The following is an 18,621-nucleotide window of genomic DNA, read 5'->3' as shown; positions in this document are numbered from 1 at the left end:
TCCTGATAGCGGGGAAGGGAACCTTGCGGTTCACAGCAGCCACGTCCCGGGTAATCGGCCATTTCTATGCGCAAAGCATCACGCATTCCCTCGCCTGGTCGCATCCGGCTCGGGACGCTGGCTGCTTGGGGGCAAGTATTGGAAGGGGGTGTCGGGTTCGTACAATATTAATTGGGCGAGGGGTTGATATGCGTTCGATATGGGGGAAGGAAAATCAAAGATCGCAGCCTTCGGCAGCTCCTACGGGAGACGAGTGCAGGAGCTGCCGAAGGCTGCGATCTTTTGACCCTAAAGCAATGTGTTTTCAGCCAACTGCTTGACCGCCTCAACCACCGGTGCCACCCGCTCGGCCTGCCCCGGCGGCCACACCGCATACAGGTTGTAATGCGCCGCAATCTGCGCCTCGTTCAGCACCACCAGCCGACCGCTGCGCAAGGCATCTGCGGCCAGCAAACCACGCACCAGTCCCGCACCGACGGCGGCCTCGGCAGCGGCAATCAGGTTCGCTGCGTTATCGAACACCACCCGCGCCGCAGGTTCGACGGGAGGCATGCCGGCCGCATCCAGCCACGGAATCCATGACCGTCGCGTATACCCCAGCAATGGCAGTTGAAGGATCTGCGCCGGACTCAACGGCAGTTCCAGACCATGACGTTTCAGCAGTTCCGGTGAAGCCACCGCCATCACCCGGTCCCCGCAAATCTGCGTCATCTCGCAGTCGTCCCAGTCGCCATAACCGTAGCGCAAGGCCAGGTCCACCCGTTCGAATGCACTGCGGTCCGAGCGTGGCATCGACAACAGCACCACCTCATGGTCGGGCAACAGGTCCAGCAACTGCGGCAGGCGCGGATTGAGCCAGCTCTGGGCCAGTTCGCTGTCGATGTCGAGGGTCAGGCGCTGGGCCACGCTGCGGTTCTTCACCGAAGACAGCGCCCGGTCGATCTGCGCCAAGCCGTCGGACAACACACTGGCGAACAGTTGCCCGGCATCGGTCAGGTTGCTGCCGCCGCCTTCGCGCACGAACAGCGGCTGGCCGATGAAGTCTTCCAGCGAGCGGATCTGCTGGCTGATGGCGCTGTGGGTCAGGTCGAGTTTGCGCGCCGCGCTGGAGAAACTGCCGCTGCGCGCCGCCTGGATGAACGCGCTCATGGACTGCACCGACGGGTATCGCTTGTACATGCTGTTAGTCCTACTTACACAGGATGGCAGAAATCGTCGCTGGCCCGTTTTTCCCAAGGCTTCCAATAATCGATCACCAGGCCTGCACAAAGACGGGCCGCTCTCTTGGAGCCTGACAATGATCGAATTCACGGTAAACGGCGAACGACGCGAGCTGGCAGAGACATCGCCCTCCATGCCCTTGTTATGGGTGCTGCGTGACCACTTGAAACTCACCGGCACCAAGTTTGGTTGCGGCATGGGCCTGTGCGGTGCCTGCACCGTTCACCTGGACGGCGTCGCGGTGCGCTCCTGCCAACTGCCGGTCGCCGCCGTGGCGGGGCACAGCATCACCACCATCGAAGGCTTGTCGCCGACTGAGCAGCATCCGCTGCAACTGGCCTGGGTTGCCGAAGATGTGCCGCAATGCGGTTACTGTCAATCGGGTCAGATCATGTCCGCCGCCGCGTTGCTCAACACTGGTGCCGTGGTGACCGACGATTCGATCCGCAATGCCATGTCCGGCAACCTGTGCCGCTGCGGCACTTACGGGCGGATCAACAAAGCGATCAAGCGCGCGGCCAACGCGCCGAAGGAGGCGTGATGACGATCTCCCCGATGGATGTTTCGCGACGGGTGTTTCTCAAGCAAACCGCGACTGTTGCTTCCGGCCTGGCCATTGCGTTTTACCTGCCTTCGAGCCTTGCCGCGACTGACCCGAAAGCCCCGGCACCTGCCGGTGAATTCGAACCCAACGCCTGGGTGCGTATCCTGCCCGACGGCACGGTAAAGCTGGTGGTGCATAAACACGATTCCGGCACTGGAACACACACGGCCCTGGCCGCCTGCGTGGCCGAGGAACTGGACGTCAATCCGATGACCGTGCAGGTGATCTCGCCGGAAGATCCGTTCTTCGAAACCTACATTCACCCGATCTGGAAAGTCTTCTCCACCGGCGGCAGCACCAGCGTCTCGCTGGAATACGACCGCCTGCGCATGGCCGGTGCCACGGCCCGGGCGTTGCTGATCACGGCGGCTGCCAAACAGTGGAAAGTCAGCCCCGACAGTTGCATCACTGAAGAAGGCCGCGTGGTTCATGGGGCGAGCAAGCGCAGCCTCGGTTATGGCGAACTGGTGGGTGTCGCCGCGCATCTGCCGGCACCGGCCAAGGTCACGCTCAAGGACCCGGCGCAGTTCAGGTACATCGGCAAGCTGCGGCACAAGCGCGATGCCCAGGCCAAGGTCTGCGGGCGCTTCAAATACAGCATCGACGTGGTGTTGCCGGACATGCTGGTGGCGGTGATTCAACGCGCTCCCGTGCTGGGGGCGACCGTTGTGTCGGTGGACAGCGCGGCTGCGCTGCAGGTACCGGGCGTGCGTAAGGTGATCAAGGTGCCGGGGCGTCCCGATGTCCTCGGCGGTAACGTCGAAGGCGTGGCGGTATTGGCGGATAGTTACTGGGCCGCGCATCAGGGGCGCGAATTGCTCAAGGTGCAGTGGAGCGACTCGCCGCTGGCGGGTTTCGACAGTGATGAACTGGCCAAGGCCCAGGTAGCGGCGCTGGCGGACAAAGGCGCGCAACGGGTGTCCGCCATGGCTGCGGGTGATGTGAACGCACAATGGCCGAATGCGGCAAAGCTGCTCGAAGCCGATTACCGCATGCCCTACAAGGTGCAGAATCCGTTGGAACCTATCTGCGTCACCGCGCAGGTCAAGGACAACGCCATCACCTATTGGGGCGGGGTGCAGGTGCCTTCGTCGGCGCTGGAAGCGGCGCAAGTCATATGCAAGTTCACCAAGGACAAAGTCACCATCAACGAACGGGTGTCCGGCGGCAGCTTCGGAGCGCGGGAAGCCAAGTATTGGTTGTTCGAAGTGGCCTACCTGGCGCAGCAAGCCAGGGTGCCGGTGAAACTGATGAACAGCCGCGAAGACGAAATGCGTTCATTGTTCATGCACCCGGCCACGCTGCACCGGGCCAAAGGTGCGCTGGATGCGCAGGGTCGCTTGACCGCGCTGCAGCTCGACGCGGTGTCGCCGGCCTCGCCGGAGCAGTGGGAGCCGGGCTATTTCGAGCGCCCCGACAAAATGGACTACAGCACCACCGAAGCCATCACCGCTTGGGATTTCGCCTATCGCCCGGCCAACCTCGACCTGACATGGGTCAGGCACGAGAGCCAGGTGCCCAGTGGCTGGTATCGCTCGGTGAGCTTCATCCCCAATGTGTTCGCCGTGGAAAGCTTCATGGATGAACTGGCCCATGGCGCCGGGCAAGACCCGTTGGCTTTTCGCCTGGCCAACATGCAGGACCGGCCACGGCATGTCGCTGTTTTGAAAAGCGCTGCCGAGCGTGCCGGCTGGGGGCAGCCGCTGCCCGAAGGCACGGCGCTGGGAATCGCCACGAACCAGGGTTACACCAGCTTCATTGCGGTGGTCGCGCGCCTGTCGCAAAAGGACGGCGTGATCAAGGTCGAGAAGCTCACCTGCGTGGTCGATTGCGGCCTGGCGGTGTCGCCCGGCGGCGTTGAAGAGCAGATCTACGGCGGCTTGATGTGGGGGCTCGGCCACGCGTTGTTCGATCGGATGGACATCAAGCAAGGCAGGGTGGTGCAGAGCAACTTCCATGATTACCGGGTGACGCGCATGTCGGACATGCCGGCGGTGGACATCCTGCTGGTCGACGGCGATCCGGCCAAGCCCGGTGGTGTCGGTGAGCTGGGCAGCCCGTCGGTGGCCCCGGCCATTGCCAATGCCCTGTTCAGCCTGATCGGCGTGCGCCAGCGCTCTACACCGCTGAACCTGGGATAACGGGCATGGACTTGCGCTTGCTGAGGTACTTCATGGCCCTGGCTGAAGAGCTGCATTTCGGCCGGGCCGCCACCCGCTTGCATATCTGCCAGCCACCCCTGAGCCAGCAGATCCGTCTGCTGGAGGAGGAACTGGGCACGCCATTGTTCGAGCGCAGCCATCACCGGGTCGAGTTGACCGCCGCCGGGCAGATGCTCAAGGAACAGGCGCCGCTGGTGTTCGAACAACTCAACCGCGCGCTGGACCTGACGCGCCAGACCGGCCGTGGCCAGTTGGGCGAACTGGAAATCGGCATGATCAGCTCAGTGATGGTCGGGGTGCTGCCTCGGGCTTTGCACCTGTTTCGCGAGCGTTATCCGCAAGTAAACTGGCGCCTGCATGAGATGACCCCGGCGGCGCAGGTCAAGGCGCTCAAGGAAAAACGCATCGACGCCTGTGTGTTCCGGGTCGGGTATGACGACCCGCAGTTGCGCAATGAACTGCTGATCTACGAGCCGATCCGGGTGGTCATGCCGGTCGATCATCCGTTGGCAAAGCGTGAAACCCTGGCGCCGTCGGATCTGGCTCAGGAGCCATTCGTCGCCCTGGAGTTGAAGCAATCGCGGTTCGCCGATTTTCTCTTCCAGTGCTGCATCCAGGCCGGGTTCACCCCGCAGATCCGCCAGCAGGTGATCGAGGTGCAAACCTTGCTCAGCCTGGTGCGGGCAGGTTTCGGCGTGGCGTTGCTGCCGGCATCCATCGAGCAATTGGCGCCGGCGGGCCTGGTGTTCCGGCGCCTGACCCCGGCGTTGCCGGAGGTGCCGCTGTACGCCACGTACCGCGCGGACGATGATTCGCCGGTGCTCAAGCTGTTTCTCGATACGTTGCGCGAACTGGTGTTGCAAAACTCCAACTGAACACTAATTCCTGTGGGAGCGGGCAAGCCCGCTCCCACAGGGTTCGTTGCACTAACCTTAAGCTCGAAGGTCGTACTCTTCACAGGGTCACCATACTTGTGGGGTCGCAATGAGCCAGGACGTCCTGACCACCGAAACCAATCGTCGCCAGTTGCAGCAGATCATCGCCGGGCTGTCCGACGGGGTGATCCTGCTCGACCCCGACCAGACCATTCGCTGGGCCAATGAGGCTGCCCTGGCCATGCACGGCGTCTCGCAGGTCAGCGATCTGGGGCCCGATGCCAAGGCCTACGCCAAGCGCTTCGTCCTGCGCTATCGCAACAATCACCTGGTGCCGGTCGACAGCTATCCAATCAACCGTGTGGCCCGTGGCGAGACGTTTAGTGACGTGCTGGTGGTGGTGGCATCGGCGGCCGATGAAGAAGAGCACAGCTGGGTCCATCGCGTGCGCAGCCTGGTACTGGCCGATAGCCAGGGCGAACCAGAGTCGTTGGTGCTGATCATGGACGATGTCACCGAGTGGGCCAGCGCCGAGCAGCGCTTCGAGAAAACCTTCGCTGCCAACCCCGCGCCAGCGGTGATCTGTCGCCTCAGTGATCTGCGCTACATCAAGGTCAATCCCGGCTTCCTTGAAATGACCGGCTACTCTCGCGATCAGGTGATCGGCACATCCACCTATGAACTGGATGTACTGGAGCAAGCCGAAAACAAGGCATTGGCCAAGCAATGTTTGCGCGAAGGGGGGACCATCGCGCAGATGCAGGCCGAATTGCGGCTACCGGATGGCGGCAGCAAGCAGGTCATCGTCGCCGGCCAGCCGCTGGAACTCAACGATGAGGCCTGCATGCTGTTTTCCTTCGTCGACATGGAGCCTCGACACAAGGCCGAAGTGGCTCTGCGCCAAAGCGAAGAACGCTTTGCCAAGGCGTTTCGGCTGTCTCCGGTGCCAATACTGGTGTGTGGCGCGGGTGACCAGGTGGTGCTGGACGTCAACGAGGCGTTCCTCGATACGCTCGGTTATCCGGGTGAAGAGGTGCTGGGCGAGAACATCGCGCAGATCGATTTCATCGACGACAAGGGCGCACGCACTCGGTTGTTCGCCGCATTGGAGAAAACCGGCAGCCTGGATCGCATCGACGTGCGCCTGCGCAGGAAAGACGCCGGGCTGATCGATTGCGCGGTGTCGGCGGACACCGTGAACATTCAGGGCATCCCCTGTTATCTGCTGGTGCTGATGGACATCACCGAGCGCAAGCGCACCGAGCTGGAACTGGTGTCGGCCATCGAGGAGGTGATGAAGGACGCCTCATGGTTCAGCCGCACGCTGATTGAAAAACTGGCCAACGTGAAGCGCTTCAACTCACCGGAACTGCCCGGTGTGTCCTTCGCCGACCTGACCGCCCGGGAGCGCGATGTGCTGGGGCTGATCTGCGAAGGCCGGGCCGACAAGGAAATCGCCGCGCGCCTGAAGCTGGCGCCGAACACGGTGCGCAACCATGTGGCGACGGTGTATTCCAAGCTCGGTGTGCACAGCCGCAGCGAGGCGATTGTCTGGGCGAGGGAGCGGGGACTGTTCTCCAGTGAATGGCGACCCAGGGGGTAGCGTTAAGGTGCAAATGCACTAGAGCGCAGGGTGCAAATTCATGTGTCGACCCGGTGTGGTGGTTTTTAGGCTGAGGAGGTGCGGCAGATGGCTCCAAGTCGTCGGCGCCGCCTTGGTAAACCGCCAAAAGGAACAGCCTCATGAGCCAGTTACCCGATGCTTCAACCCGCCAGGCCTCGCTGCAATGATTACCCAGGCGCAACTGCGGATGCTGATCGAGCGCAGTTTTTCACCCCTGGCTTGCGAATGCAGTGTCACCGGCGACCATTCGCTGACCGTAAAGCTCTACCACCCGGTGTCGGGCCAGGTGGACCTGGTGGTCAGTGGCCTGCACATGAGCACGTTGCAGACGGCGCAGTCGGTCACTGTATTGATCGAAGAACTGCGTTACGAACTGGACAGTAATTCCTTGCAACGGCCTGATACGGCGATGTAAGAACTGTCAGCTTTTACGGGTGTTGGCCACGGGCTGCGCTATGAGTGATTCGCAGATATTTATTTTTTTTGACAGGTGTATGGACTTTGCGCGCCGGTTTTGTTGTCACAAAAAATGTGTCTATCACTTATCGCGGGTCAACCTATGAAAACTCTTGGGAAACGCGTTATCTCACCCTTGTCGCTGGCATTGTGCGTGGCGATCCTCGGCGGCTGCTCCAGTCCGCCACCCCCGCCTGTGGTCACTCCACCCCCTCCTGAACGCACCTGCCAGGCCATGGATAAAACCGATGTCCTGGGCGATGTACGGGCTGAAGACGGGCAGGTGACCCGAGTCACCACCACGACGCGTTGCGTCACGCAGTAAATCGGGTTTTTACGCTGTGGGAGCGAGCAGGCTCGCTCCTACAGGGATTTGTGCTGTTCAGACGATCAGGACAGGAAACCGCCATCCACATTCAGCGAAACGCCGGTGGTGTAGCTGGAAGCATCGCTGGCCAGGTACAACACTGCGCCGGCCATTTCGCTCGGGTCGGCTACGCGCTTGAGCGGGATCTGTTGCAGCGCGGTGTTCAGGATGGCTTCGTTTTTCACCAGTGCCGAGGCGAACTTGGTGTCGGTCAGGCCCGGCAGCAAGGCATTGCAGCGAATCCCGAACTGCGCGCATTCCTTGGCGAACACCTTGGTCATGTTGATCACCGCCGCCTTGGTCACCGAGTAGATGCCCTGGAAGATGCCCGGTGAAACGCCGTTGATCGAGGCCACGTTGATGATGCTGCCGCCGCCGTTTTCGCGCATCAACTTGCCGGCTTCGACGGACATGAAGAAGTAGCCGCGGATGTTCACGTCGACGGTTTTCTGGAAGGCGCCGAGGTCGGTGTCCAGCACGTTGCAGAACTGCGGGTTGGTCGCGGCGTTGTTGACCAGGATGTCCAGGCGGCCGAACTGTTCCTTGATGCCGGCGAAGACCTGGCTGATCTGTTCCATTTCGCCGATATGGCAGGCAACGGCGGTGGCCTTGCCTCCGGCGGCGATGATCGCGTCGGCGACGTGCTGGCAGCCTTCGAACTTGCGGCTCGACACGATCACGTGGGCGCCTTGCTGGGCCAGCAGTTTGGCGATGGCTTCACCGATGCCACGGCTGGCGCCGGAGACGAAAGCGATCTTGCCGTCGAGGTCGAACAACTGAGTCTTGGACATGGGATTCCCTTGTTATTAAGCCTTGTGATGAAGCTGATCAGAGGCTGGATTTCGAAATGACCTGCAAGCTCATCTGCTCCAGCAGCTTGTTCATGTGAATGAACTGCGCGAAGCGTTTGTCCTGGGTCTGGCCATGGTAGAAGCGGTAGTAGATCTGCTGCACGATGCCGGCCAGGCGGAAAAGGCCGTAGGTGTAGTAGAAGTCGAAGTTGTCGATGCGGATGCCCGAGCGTTCGGCATAGTAGTCGACGAATTCGCGGCGGGTCAGCATGCCCGGTGCATGGCTCGGCTGGCGGCGCATCATCTGCACCGGCGCCGGATCATCGGCTTCGATCCAGTAGGCGAGGGTGTTGCCCAGGTCCATCAGCGGATCGCCCAGGGTGGTCAGTTCCCAATCGAGCACGCCGATGATCTGCATCGGGTTGTTCGGGTCGAGGATCACGTTGTCGAAGCGGTAGTCGTTGTGCACGATGCTGGAGGTCGGATGGTCGGCCGGCATCTTGTCGTTGAGCCAGGCCTTCACCGTGTCCCAATGTGGCGCATCGGGGGTCAGGGCCTTTTCGTAGCGATCGCTCCAGCCTTTGATTTGCCGCGCCACGTAACCTTCGGGTTTACCCAGGTCACCCAGGCCGTAGGCGTTGTAGTCGACGCGGTGCAGCTCTACGAACTTGTCGATGAAGCTCTTGCACAGGGCTTCGGTTTTCGCCGAGTCCAGGCCCAGTTCCGGCGGCAGGTCTGAGCGCAGGATGATGCCGTTGACCCGTTCCATGACATAGAACTCGGCACCGATCACCGATTCGTCGGTGCAGTGCACGTAGGCTTTCGGGCAGTACGGAAATCCGTCGCGCAGTTGATTGAGGATGCGGAACTCCCGGCCCATGTCGTGGGCCGACTTGGCCTTGTGGCCGAAGGGCGGGCGACGCAGGACTAATTCCTGTTCGGGGTATTCCAGCAAGTAGGTGAGGTTTGAAGCGCCGCCCGGAAACTGGCTGATCCGTGGCAAGCCGCTGAGCCCCGGAATATGGGCCTTGAGATACGGATCGATCAGGCTGGCATCGAGCTCTTCGCCGGTGCGGATACGGGTGGACTGGTCGTTAAGCGCCATGCTTATCCCTTCTGCTTATTCTGGAGGCCTTGAACTATTGGCTAATCTAATGCGCACACTGCGCACCTACAACCGCGAACGGCTCTTATAGGTGAGCGTGTTGCCGGCCAATCATTGTTTTTGATACAGCTGTTTGACTCGCCATCAATGGGCGAGCTGGCTCTCGGCCGACGGTAGTTCGATCGGTGTGAGCACCGGTTGGCCGGAGAAAAACGCCACGAGGTTCTTGCCCACCAGTTCGACGGTGCCCTGGGTGGCTTCCGGGGACAGCCCGGCGACATGGGGAGTGAGGATCACGTTGCTCAGGGTCTTGAGTGCATCCGGCACCTTCGGCTCGGCGTCGAACACATCCAGCGCGGCACCGGCGATCCGGCGTTGCTCCAGGGCGGCGATCAGGTCGGCCGTGGCAATCACGCTGGCCCGGGCGATATTGACGATAAACCCGTTGGGGCCCAACGCGTCCAGCACCTGGCGATTGATCAGTTGCCGGGTGCCCACGCCGCCGGGGGTGGCGACGATCAGGAAGTCCGAGGCCCGTGCCAGTTCGGTCGGGGTCGAGCAGAAGGTGTAGGACACATCGCTGCGACGCTGGCGATTGTGGTAGCAAATGTCCATGTCGAAACCGGCGCTGGCGCGTTTGGCAATCGCCATGCCGACCGCGCCGAGGCCGAGGATGCCCAGGCGTTTGCCGGCCAGGGAAGGGCGCATGATCTTCGGCCACTCGCCGCGCCGTACGGCGGCGTCACAGCGAGGAATGTCGCGTACCAGCGACAGCAGCAGCGCCATGGCATGGTCGGCGACGGACGAGGCGTTGACCCCGGCGCCATTGGTGACGGTGATGCCCCGGTTCGCCGCGGCCTGCAGGTCGACGTGTTCATAGCCGGCGCCGATCACGCAGATGATCTTGAGGTTGGGCAGGGCGGCGATTTCATCGGCATATAGCCCCAGAGGGCCACGGGTGAGGACGGCGTCGATCTGCCCGGTGTGGCGGGCGATGGCTTCGGCGCGCTCGGTGGGCGTCGGGGCCAGGATCAGGTGAAAGCCCTGATGTTCAAGGATAGGCAGGTAATCATTGATGGTTTCAACCAGTACCAGAACGGTTACGGGCATGCTTGGCTCCCTGGGCATCGAAAAATCGGTTCGAACGTCACTTGAGATTGCTGATTTCAGGGTGGCTTGGCAACCACCAGCGATCGCGGCCCGTGGCAGCTCCTGCGCCGTTGAGGGCACTGCGCTGAGTGTAGGATCTGGCGAAGCCTGCGATCTTTTTATTGCGTGGGGGCGGGCGATTTACTTCGACGGCGTGAGGGCGGCCCGGGCAGCTTCGAGAATTTCATCCGACAGCGGATCGCCGCGGGTGGCCCGGGACAGCATCAGCGCGCCGAACATCAGCGAATACTGCACCAGCGCCTGCTGCCGTTTGCCGGCTTCGTCCTCTGCGTCCAGCAGCGAGCCGAGGGAATCAAGCAGGTTGTTCAGGCCTTGCAGATAGGTTTGGCGCAATCCGCTCTCGGCGGCCTCATGGCACATGTCCCCGGCAAACGCCACCACTGGGCAGCTGTCGCCCGGATTGTCCCGGCTTTCGTTGGACAGGTAGGTTTCGAGCACGGCGCGGCGGGCGGCGTCCTTGCTGTCATGCTCGGCCACCCGTCCCAGCCAGCGTTGCGCGGCCTGATCGAAAGCCCGGCCACTGGCCTCTTGCGCCAGGGCTTCCCTGGATTCGAAGTGCCCGTAGAAACCGCCGTGGGTCAGGCCCGCGGCGGCCATCACATCGACCACACTGATCCCGTGCAAGCCGCGTTCACGAAACAGCCGTGTGGCGGCATCGACTATGGTCTCGCGGTTGAGGTCGGCTTGTTTGCGGGAAACTCGGGGCATGGGTCATTCTCGGTTTGCAGGTTGGACATCAGAGGGCGTATTGGGCAACTCCGTTGCCGAATGACCAATTCTCTTTTTTCACTTCCACCAGATTAATGAAAACGTCCTCCAGGCGCACCGCCAGCTCTGCGTTAAGGCTTTCGGCGATGGTTTTGTAGAGGTTTTTTTTCTGCTCCAGGGTTCGCCCTTCGTTGAGGGTGATCTGGATGACGACCAGGTTGTCGCTGCGGTTGATGCCCAGATACTCGGGATCAAAGATGAAATGCTGCTCGTCGTGTTCGGCCAGGATCTGGAAGTTGTCGTGTTCCGGTACGCCAATGGTCTGGCGCATGGCGGCATAGATCAGTTGCCCGATGCGTTTGGCGTGGGTGGGGTCCCGGTGTTTTTTGATGTCGACGCGAACCAGTGGCATGGGAAGACTCCGGAAGGAATGCTGGTCGGTTATAAATACATGATGGTAGACCTTTATCAAGCGCGCATTGCGTTTTGGCGATGACGCGCAGTTGCACCGCAGGTCCTTGTGGGAGCGAGCTTGCTCGCGATGGCTGCGGCACATGCAACCTATTCTCCGACTGATACACCGCTATCGTCGGAACGCCGCCCGGAGCAAGCTCGCTCCCACAGGGGATATCCCACAGAGGATTTTCGTCTATCTGGTACCACCGTTCCTCACCTAAGTCTTTGCTTCTGCTCACTAATCCCCCAGAATGCCGCCCCTGTTTCGGCCGGACGCCGCCTGTCGGGTATTCCGACGCGTCCTGGCCGGGTGGCAAGTGACCGGAATGTGGAGATCCCACCGGATGAATGATCAGGCCAATAGCGTTAACGAACGCTATGTAGAAGCGACACCCGCGACGCTTTCAAGCTGGAATCGCCAGGACACCACCTGGATGCTGGGCCTTTTTGGCACGGCGATTGGTGCCGGAACCCTGTTTTTGCCGATCAACGCAGGCCTGGGCGGCTTCTGGCCGCTGCTGATCCTGGCGTTGCTGGCGTTCCCGATGACGTTCTACGCGCACCGCGGGCTGACCCGGTTCGTGCTGTCCGGTCGCGAAGGCGCCGACATCACTGAGGTGGTGGAAGAGCATTTCGGCATCAAGGCCGGCGCGCTGATCACCTTGCTGTACTTCTTCGCGATTTTCCCGATCCTGCTGATCTATAGCGTGGCCCTGACCAACACGGTCGGCAGCTTCATGGAACATCAACTGCACATCATGCCGCCACCGCGCGCCGTGCTGTCGCTGGTGCTGATCCTCGGCCTGCTGGCGGTGGTGCGTTGTGGTGAGCAGTTGATCGTCAAGGCCATGAGCCTGATGGTCTATCCGTTCATCGTCGCGCTGCTGTTCCTGGCGGTGTACCTGGTTCCCCACTGGAACGGCGGCATCCTCACCACCGCGAGCAGCGTGCCGGCGCCGTCGGCGCTGTTGCATACCCTGTGGCTGGCGATTCCGGTGATGGTGTTCTCGTTCAACCACTCGCCGATCATCTCGGCGTTCGCCGTGGACCAGAAGCGTCGCTACGGTGAACACGCCGAGGAGCGCAGCTCGCAGATCCTGTCCCGCGCCCATCTGCTGATGGTGGTGATGGTGCTGTTCTTCGTCTTCAGTTGCGTGCTGACCCTGTCGCCAGCGCAACTGGCTGAAGCCAAGGCGCAGAACCTGTCGATCCTGTCGTACCTGGCCAACCACTTCAGCAACCCGACTATCGCCTTTGCGGCGCCGTTGATTGCCTTCGTGGCCATTTCCAAGTCGTTCCTGGGGCACTACATCGGCGCCAGCGAAGGCCTCAAGGGCCTGATCGTCAAGAGCGGCAAGCGTCCGTCCGCCAAGGCCCTGGACCGCATGACTGCCGCGTTCATGCTGGTGGTGTGCTGGATCGTCGCCACGCTGAACCCGAGCATTCTCGGCATGATCGAAACCCTCGGCGGCCCGGTGATCGCGGCGATCCTGTTCCTGATGCCGATGTACGCCATCCGCAAGGTGCCGGCGATGGCACGCTATCGCGGTCAGGCATCCAACGTCTTCGTGACGGCGGTGGGCCTGGTGGCGATCACGGCGTTGATCTACTCGCTGACCGCATGATCGACCGGCCTGCTCGCGCAGTGCCGGATTGACAGCTACAGTGGCCGCTGCACGTGATACGTGCAGCGGTTTTTTTTCGCCTGGAGGCACTGGATTGTCGAACGCCCCAAAGGCTAATCCCACCGAGCAACCCAACCGCTGGCAGGACCTGTTGGCCGGTTTGTCGATTGCCGGCCTGTTGCTGCCCGAAGCGGTCGCCTATTCAAGCATCGCCGCACTGGCGCCTCAGGCCGGGGTGATCGCCTTGTTTGCCGGGCTGCTGTGTTATGGCCTGTTCGGCACCAGCCGCTTTGCGATTGTCTCGGCCACTTCATCCTCCGCCGCCGTACTGGCTGCGGCGACCGCCACCCTGGCCAATGGCGACCCCGGGCTTCGCTCGACCCTGGCCTTCGGCCTGGTGCTGGTGACCGGGGTGTTTTTTTTGCTGGCCGGGATGTTCAAGCTCGGCGGCGTGACCTCGTTCATTGCCAAGCCGGTACTGCGCGGCTTTGCCTTTGGCCTGGCGCTGACCATCATCCTCAAGCAGGTCGCCAGCGTGGTCGGCGTGCATTTGACCGATGCCAATCTGGTGGGGTTTCTGCCGCAACTGCTGGAGCAATTGCCGCAATGGAACCGGACCGCAGCGGTGGTCGGTGCCGTGGCGTTGGCCCTGTTATGGCTGTTTGCGCGGTTTTGGCGTTTGCCGGGTGGTTTGTTGGTGGTGGTGATCGGCATTGCGGCAGGACAGTGGCTGGACCTGCCGGCCTATGGCGTGAAGCTGATCGGCGTGATCGACCTGAGCCTGGAGGTGCCGAAACTGCCGGTGCTGCCGTTTGCCGACTGGCTGCGTCTGGGGGAATTGGCGTTCGCCATGGTGTTGATTCTGTATGCGGAATCCTATGGCTCGATCAGTGCCTATGCGCTCAAGCATGGCGACCGCGTCAACTCGAACCGCGACCTGCTGGCGCTGGGGGCTTCCAACCTGTTGTCCGGCCTGTTCCACGGCATGCCGGCGGGCGCGGGGTATTCGGCGACGTCGGCCAATGAGGCAGCCGGTGCCACTTCGCGCCTGGCCGGTATCGTGGCGGCGCTGGTGGTGCTGGTCATTGTCCTGACGGTGCTGCCTTACATCGCCCTGACCCCGGAACCGATCCTCGCCGCCATCGTCATTCATGCCCTGGGGCGGGGCTTGAGCCTGCAGCCGCTGGGACGCTATTTCATCTGGCGCCGAGACCGCTTGCTGGTGATCTGCGCCGTGGGGGCTGTGTTGCTGCTGGGGGTGCTGGACGGTTTGCTGGTGGCGGTGGCGATCAGTGTGTTGCTGATGCTCAAGCAGATGTCGGCGGCGGATATCCAGATCCTGGGGCGCATCGATAGCGGTCACGACTTTGTCGACCTGCAGCGCCATCCAACGGCGCAAACGGTGCCGGGCGTGTTGATTGTGCGGCCGGGTGAGGCGTTGTTTTTTGCCAACGTCGAGCGGATTCTTGGCGGTGCCTTGCACTTGATCCGGCATTCGCAAACGCCGGTTCATACGGTGATCCTCAGTCTTGAGGAATCGCCCGATCTGGATGGCACCAGCATTGAGGCGTTGCAGGAGTTTTTTGTGCGGGTGCATCAGGGGGGCAAACAGCTGATTCTGGCGCGTCTGAAAGACGACGCACAAGCGGCGTTGGCGGTGTTGCCGCAGGCGGAGGTTAGTGGGGTGGTGCTGAGTGGGTTGAGTGTGGATGGGGCGGTGCAGCAGGCCCTCCAGTTGAATGCATGACCCTCTGTGTGGGCGGTGTTCAAATTGAAGGCATAAAAAAACGCCGCTCATCTCACGATGGGCGGCGTTTTTCATTGCGTTGCTACGTTAGGCTTGAACGACCGGGATGTTGGCGTTCGCAGCAGCTTCACGGAACTCGGCGATCTGGTCGAAGGACAGGTAGCGGTAGACATCGGCCGCCATGCTGTCGATCTTGCCGGCGTATTCCATGTACTCCTCGACGGTCGGCAGGCGACCCAGGATGGAAGCCACGGACGCCAGTTCAGCCGAAGCCAGGTAGACGTTCGCGCCGTCACCCAGACGGTTCGGGAAGTTACGGGTCGAAGTCGACACCACAGTCGAGTTCGGCTCTACACGTGCCTGGTTACCCATGCACAGTGAGCAACCCGGCATTTCCATGCGCGCGCCAGCCTTGCCGTAGATGCCGTAGTAGCCTTCTTCGGTCAGTTGGTGAGCGTCCATCTTGGTCGGCGGCGACAGCCACAGACGGGTTGGCAGCTGACCCTTGACCTGTTCCAGCAGCTTACCGGCAGCGCGGAAGTGACCGATGTTGGTCATGCACGAACCGATGAACACTTCGTCGATCTTCTCGCCAGCAACGCTGGAGAGCAGGCGGGCGTCGTCCGGGTCGTTTGGCGCGCAGAGCACAGGCTCCTTGATGTCGGCCAGGTCGATCTCGATGATTTCAGCGTATTCGGCGTCTTTGTCCGCTTGCAGCAGCTCAGGGTTGGCCAGCCAGGCTTCCATCGCTTGAGCGCGACGTTCAAGAGTACGTGCATCGCCGTAGCCTTCGCCGATCATCCAGCGCAGCAGGGTGATGTTGGACTGCAGGTATTCGGCAATCGACTCTTTGGACAGCTGGATGGTGCAACCGGCAGCCGAACGTTCAGCCGAGGCGTCAGACAGTTCGAACGCTTGCTCGACGGTCAGCTTAGGCAGACCTTCGATCTCCAGGATGCGACCGGAGAAGGCGTTCTTCTTGCCTTTCTTCTCTACGGTCAGCAGGCCAGCCTGGATCGCGTAGTAAGGAATGGCGTGAACCAGGTCACGCAAGGTGACGCCTGGTTGCAGTTCGCCTTTGAAGCGAACCAGGATCGACTCAGGCATGTCCAGCGGCATGACGCCGGTGGCAGCGGCGAAAGCAACCAGGCCGGAACCGGCCGGGAACGAGATGCCGATCGGGAAACGGGTGTGGGAGTCACCACCGGTACCGACGGTGTCTGGCAGCAGCATGCGGTTCAGCCACGAGTGGATGATGCCGTCGCCCGGACGCAGGGAAACGCCGCCGCGGGTCATGATGAAGTCAGGCAGGGTGTGGTGGGTGGTCACGTCGATCGGCTTTGGATAAGCCGCGGTGTGGCAGAAGGACTGCATCACCAGGTCGGTCGAGAAGCCCAGGCACGCCAGGTCTTTGAGTTCGTCACGGGTCATTGGACCGGTGGTGTCCTGGGAACCGACGGTGGTCATCTTCGGTTCGCAGTAGGTGCCTGGACGCACACCAGCTACGCCGCACGCCTTGCCGACCATTTTCTGCGCCAGGGTGAAACCCTTGGTGCTTTCAGCCGGAGCTTCAGGCTTCTTGAACAGGGTCGAAGGTGGCAGACCCAGCTCGGTGCGAGCCTTCTCGGTCAGGCCACGGCCGATGATCAGCGGAATACGGCCGCCAGCACGAACTTCGTCCAACAGTACCGGAGTCTTCATTTCGAAGGTGGTCAGGACTTCGTCGGTGCCGTGCTTGCAGACTTTGCCAGCATGCGGGTACAGGTCGATCACGTCGCCCATGTGCATGTTGGAAACGTCGAATTCGATTGGCAGTGCGCCGGCATCTTCCATGGTGTTGTAGAAGATCGGAGCGATTTTGCTGCCGAAGCAGAAACCGCCGGCACGCTTGTTCGGCACGTAAGGAACGTCGTCGCCGAAGAACCACAGTACGGAGTTGGTCGCCGATTTACGCGAAGAACCGGTACCGACCACATCGCCGACGTAGGCGATAGGGAAGCCGGCGTTGCGCATTTCTTCGATCTGCTTCATCGGACCGGTGACGCCTTGTGCGTCAGGCACGATGCCGTCGCGAGCCATTTTCAGCATGGCCAGGGCGTGCAGCGGGATGTCTGGACGGGACCAGGCATCAGGCGCAGGGGACAGGTCGTCGGTGTTGGTTTCGCCGGTGACCTTGAACACGCGCAGGCTGATCTTGTCGGCCAGGGTCGGGCGCTTCACGAACCACTCGCCGTCAGCCCAGGATTGCAGCACGCCTTGGGCGTGAACGTTACCGTTCTTGGCTTTTTCAGCGACGTCGTGGAAGGCGTCGAACATCAGCAGGGTGTGCTTGAGTTCTTCAGCCGCTACTGGAGCCAGTTCGGCGTCGTCCAGCAGGTTAACCAGAGTCACGATGTTGTAGCCGCCCTGCATGGTGCCGAGCAGTTCAACAGCGCGCTTCTTGTCGATCAGGGGGGATTTGGCTTCGCCTTTGGCGATGGCGGACAGGAAGCCGGCCTTTACATAGGCAGCTTCGTCCACTCCAGGCGGAACGCGATTGGTGATCAGGTCAACGAGGAATGCTTCTTCGCCAGCCGGGGGATTTTTCAGCAGCTCGACCAGGCCTGCAGTTTGTTCGGCGTTTAGCGGCTGGGGAACGATACCCAGTGCTGCGCGCTCTTCGATATGTTTGCGGTAGGCTTCAAGCACAGTTATTACCCTCATCAGTGGTCCCAAATGGGTGTCCGGGACGCTCATCCCGAAATTGCCGTACTCATGCGCTGCATGGCGTTGTGAGCCACTTAGCCAGAATTACCGGCAATTCCTTACAGAAGCTGCTTTCAAAGTTTTACGCCTGCAGAACGGGAGCTGATGAGGGTTGGCGTTGGGCTTTTCCCCGCTGGAAAAACCCCTCGCCAACACCGCTCTGAAGGAACGACTGTGCTCGTGACGCTTTGAAAACAGCTTCTAACGGACATTGGCGCCTAAAAAGGCAGGCTGATTCTACGGCAAAAAAAAATTAAAGGTAAGTCAGTGTTTATTGGACTTTGGTGGAGGCGCTCAGCAGAGCCCGATTCTCCATGGGCCCTGAACTTTGAGGGGTGATCAATGGCCGACAAAGGGCTAACATGCGGGCCTGTTCTGCTTTCTCGCGTTTTTGCCTATCTATGCCCAATCAGACCATCAAGACCCCCTGCGTCGGCCTCTGCTCCACCGTTTACGGTGACCTGGTGTGCCGTGGCTGCAAGCGTTTCCACCACGAAGTGATCCACTGGAACGGTTACAACGAGGAAGAAAAGCGCGCGGTATGGCTGCGTCTTGAGCAGTTGCTGTCCCAGGTGATGGCCGCCAAGGTGGAAATTTTCGATCCGGCGCTGCTCAGAATGCAGCTGGAGCAACGCAAGATCCGCTTCGTGCCCCATCAGTCGGAATATTGCTGGGCCTATCAGTTGATTGCGCGAGGCGCGCGGGTGATCAACAACCTGGAAGCCTACGGGATGGTGCTGCTGCCGGAGTTTCGGGAGTGGAACCTGCCGGAATTGCGCGACGCCATTGATCGGGAATTTTTCCTGCTCTCCGAAGCCCATTACCAGCGCTACATTGCGCCGGGGTTCCTGAAAGATGCCTTTGGTGGGTAGCCCTTAAAAGCATCGCGAGCAAGCTCGCTCCCACAGGGGATCTGTATCGTTCACAAATCCTCTGTGGGAGCGAGCTTGCTCGCGATGGCGTCC

16 protein-coding genes are annotated in these 18,621 nt (G+C 61.2%); 9 read left to right on the top strand and 7 right to left on the bottom strand.

Going from position 1 to position 18,621, the window contains the following annotated elements:
* Positions 1–288: 288 nt before the first annotated feature.
* On the bottom strand, positions 289–1,179 hold the full coding sequence (locus tag ASD95_RS23290) for a LysR substrate-binding domain-containing protein (protein ID WP_056727733.1): 891 nt from the start codon (positions 1,177–1,179) through the stop codon (positions 289–291).
* Positions 1,180–1,297: 118 nt separating this feature from the next.
* Between ASD95_RS23290 and ASD95_RS23285 the strand changes: the two genes are divergently transcribed.
* The 6 genes from ASD95_RS23285 (at position 1,298) to ASD95_RS29250 (ending at position 7,267) form a co-directional block, all read left to right on the top strand.
* Complete coding sequence (locus tag ASD95_RS23285) at positions 1,298–1,762, top strand: (2Fe-2S)-binding protein (RefSeq protein ID WP_056727731.1); 465 nt, start codon at positions 1,298–1,300, stop codon at positions 1,760–1,762.
* Positions 1,762–3,966 (top strand): xanthine dehydrogenase family protein molybdopterin-binding subunit, encoded by a 2,205-nt coding sequence (locus tag ASD95_RS23280; RefSeq protein ID WP_056727729.1) that lies wholly within the window; start codon positions 1,762–1,764, stop codon positions 3,964–3,966. Before ASD95_RS23285 ends, ASD95_RS23280 begins: the two co-directional genes overlap by 1 nt.
* 5 nt (positions 3,967–3,971) lie before the next feature.
* Positions 3,972–4,862 (top strand): LysR substrate-binding domain-containing protein, encoded by an 891-nt coding sequence (locus ASD95_RS23275; protein WP_056727727.1) that lies wholly within the window; start codon positions 3,972–3,974, stop codon positions 4,860–4,862.
* A 109-nt stretch (positions 4,863–4,971) separates the two neighbouring features.
* Complete coding sequence (locus ASD95_RS23270; protein WP_056727724.1) at positions 4,972–6,465, top strand: helix-turn-helix transcriptional regulator; 1,494 nt, start codon at positions 4,972–4,974, stop codon at positions 6,463–6,465.
* A 184-nt stretch (positions 6,466–6,649) separates the two neighbouring features.
* Positions 6,650–6,901, top strand: coding sequence for a DUF1652 domain-containing protein (locus tag ASD95_RS23265; RefSeq protein WP_056727723.1), 252 nt, complete (start codon positions 6,650–6,652; stop codon positions 6,899–6,901).
* A 144-nt stretch (positions 6,902–7,045) separates the two neighbouring features.
* Positions 7,046–7,267: a hypothetical protein gene (locus ASD95_RS29250; RefSeq protein ID WP_156385868.1), complete on the top strand. Its 222-nt coding sequence runs from the start codon at positions 7,046–7,048 to the stop codon at positions 7,265–7,267.
* A 65-nt stretch (positions 7,268–7,332) separates the two neighbouring features.
* On the opposite strand, the gene ASD95_RS23260 is transcribed toward ASD95_RS29250, so the two are convergent.
* From ASD95_RS23260 to ASD95_RS23240, 5 genes are all read right to left on the bottom strand, one after another.
* Positions 7,333–8,100: an SDR family oxidoreductase gene (locus tag ASD95_RS23260; RefSeq protein WP_056727721.1), complete on the bottom strand. Its 768-nt coding sequence runs from the start codon at positions 8,098–8,100 to the stop codon at positions 7,333–7,335.
* A 37-nt stretch (positions 8,101–8,137) separates the two neighbouring features.
* Entirely contained in the window at positions 8,138–9,205 is a 1,068-nt protein-coding gene (locus tag ASD95_RS23255) for a phosphotransferase family protein (RefSeq protein WP_056727719.1), read from the bottom strand.
* A gap of 144 nt (positions 9,206–9,349) precedes the next feature.
* Positions 9,350–10,315, bottom strand: coding sequence for a 2-hydroxyacid dehydrogenase (locus ASD95_RS23250; RefSeq protein ID WP_056727718.1), 966 nt, complete (start codon positions 10,313–10,315; stop codon positions 9,350–9,352).
* Positions 10,316–10,495: 180 nt separating this feature from the next.
* Positions 10,496–11,083 carry a TetR/AcrR family transcriptional regulator gene (locus ASD95_RS23245; RefSeq protein ID WP_056727716.1) on the bottom strand — a complete coding sequence of 196 codons (588 nt, stop codon included), beginning with the start codon at positions 11,081–11,083 and terminating at the stop codon, positions 10,496–10,498.
* 28 nt (positions 11,084–11,111) lie between these two features.
* Entirely contained in the window at positions 11,112–11,495 is a 384-nt protein-coding gene (locus ASD95_RS23240; RefSeq protein WP_056727714.1) for a tautomerase family protein, read from the bottom strand.
* A 388-nt stretch (positions 11,496–11,883) separates the two neighbouring features.
* Here ASD95_RS23240 and ASD95_RS23235 point away from each other — a divergent pair, with 388 nt between their 5' ends.
* On the top strand, positions 11,884–13,164 hold the full coding sequence (locus ASD95_RS23235; protein ID WP_056727712.1) for a serine/threonine transporter: 1,281 nt from the start codon (positions 11,884–11,886) through the stop codon (positions 13,162–13,164).
* Between the two features lie 94 nt (positions 13,165–13,258).
* Positions 13,259–14,911 (top strand): SulP family inorganic anion transporter, encoded by a 1,653-nt coding sequence (locus tag ASD95_RS23230; RefSeq protein ID WP_056727710.1) that lies wholly within the window; start codon positions 13,259–13,261, stop codon positions 14,909–14,911.
* 87 nt (positions 14,912–14,998) lie between these two features.
* Here the strand turns inward: ASD95_RS23230 and acnB are convergent, their stop codons facing one another.
* Complete coding sequence (gene acnB, locus ASD95_RS23225) at positions 14,999–17,599, bottom strand: bifunctional aconitate hydratase 2/2-methylisocitrate dehydratase (protein WP_056727708.1); 2,601 nt, start codon at positions 17,597–17,599, stop codon at positions 14,999–15,001.
* A gap of 458 nt (positions 17,600–18,057) precedes the next feature.
* Between acnB and ASD95_RS23220 the strand changes: the two genes are divergently transcribed.
* A complete protein-coding gene (locus tag ASD95_RS23220; RefSeq protein ID WP_056727706.1) occupies positions 18,058–18,528 on the top strand; it encodes a DUF1289 domain-containing protein in 471 nt (156 codons plus the stop codon).
* Positions 18,529–18,621 lie beyond the last annotated feature (93 nt).

Source organism: Pseudomonas sp. Root71, from assembly GCF_001429045.1.
GTDB lineage: Bacteria > Pseudomonadota > Gammaproteobacteria > Pseudomonadales > Pseudomonadaceae > Aquipseudomonas > Aquipseudomonas monachiensis.
Note: the sequence above shows the minus strand (reverse complement) of the source record. Positions and strands in the feature narration are given on the sequence as shown.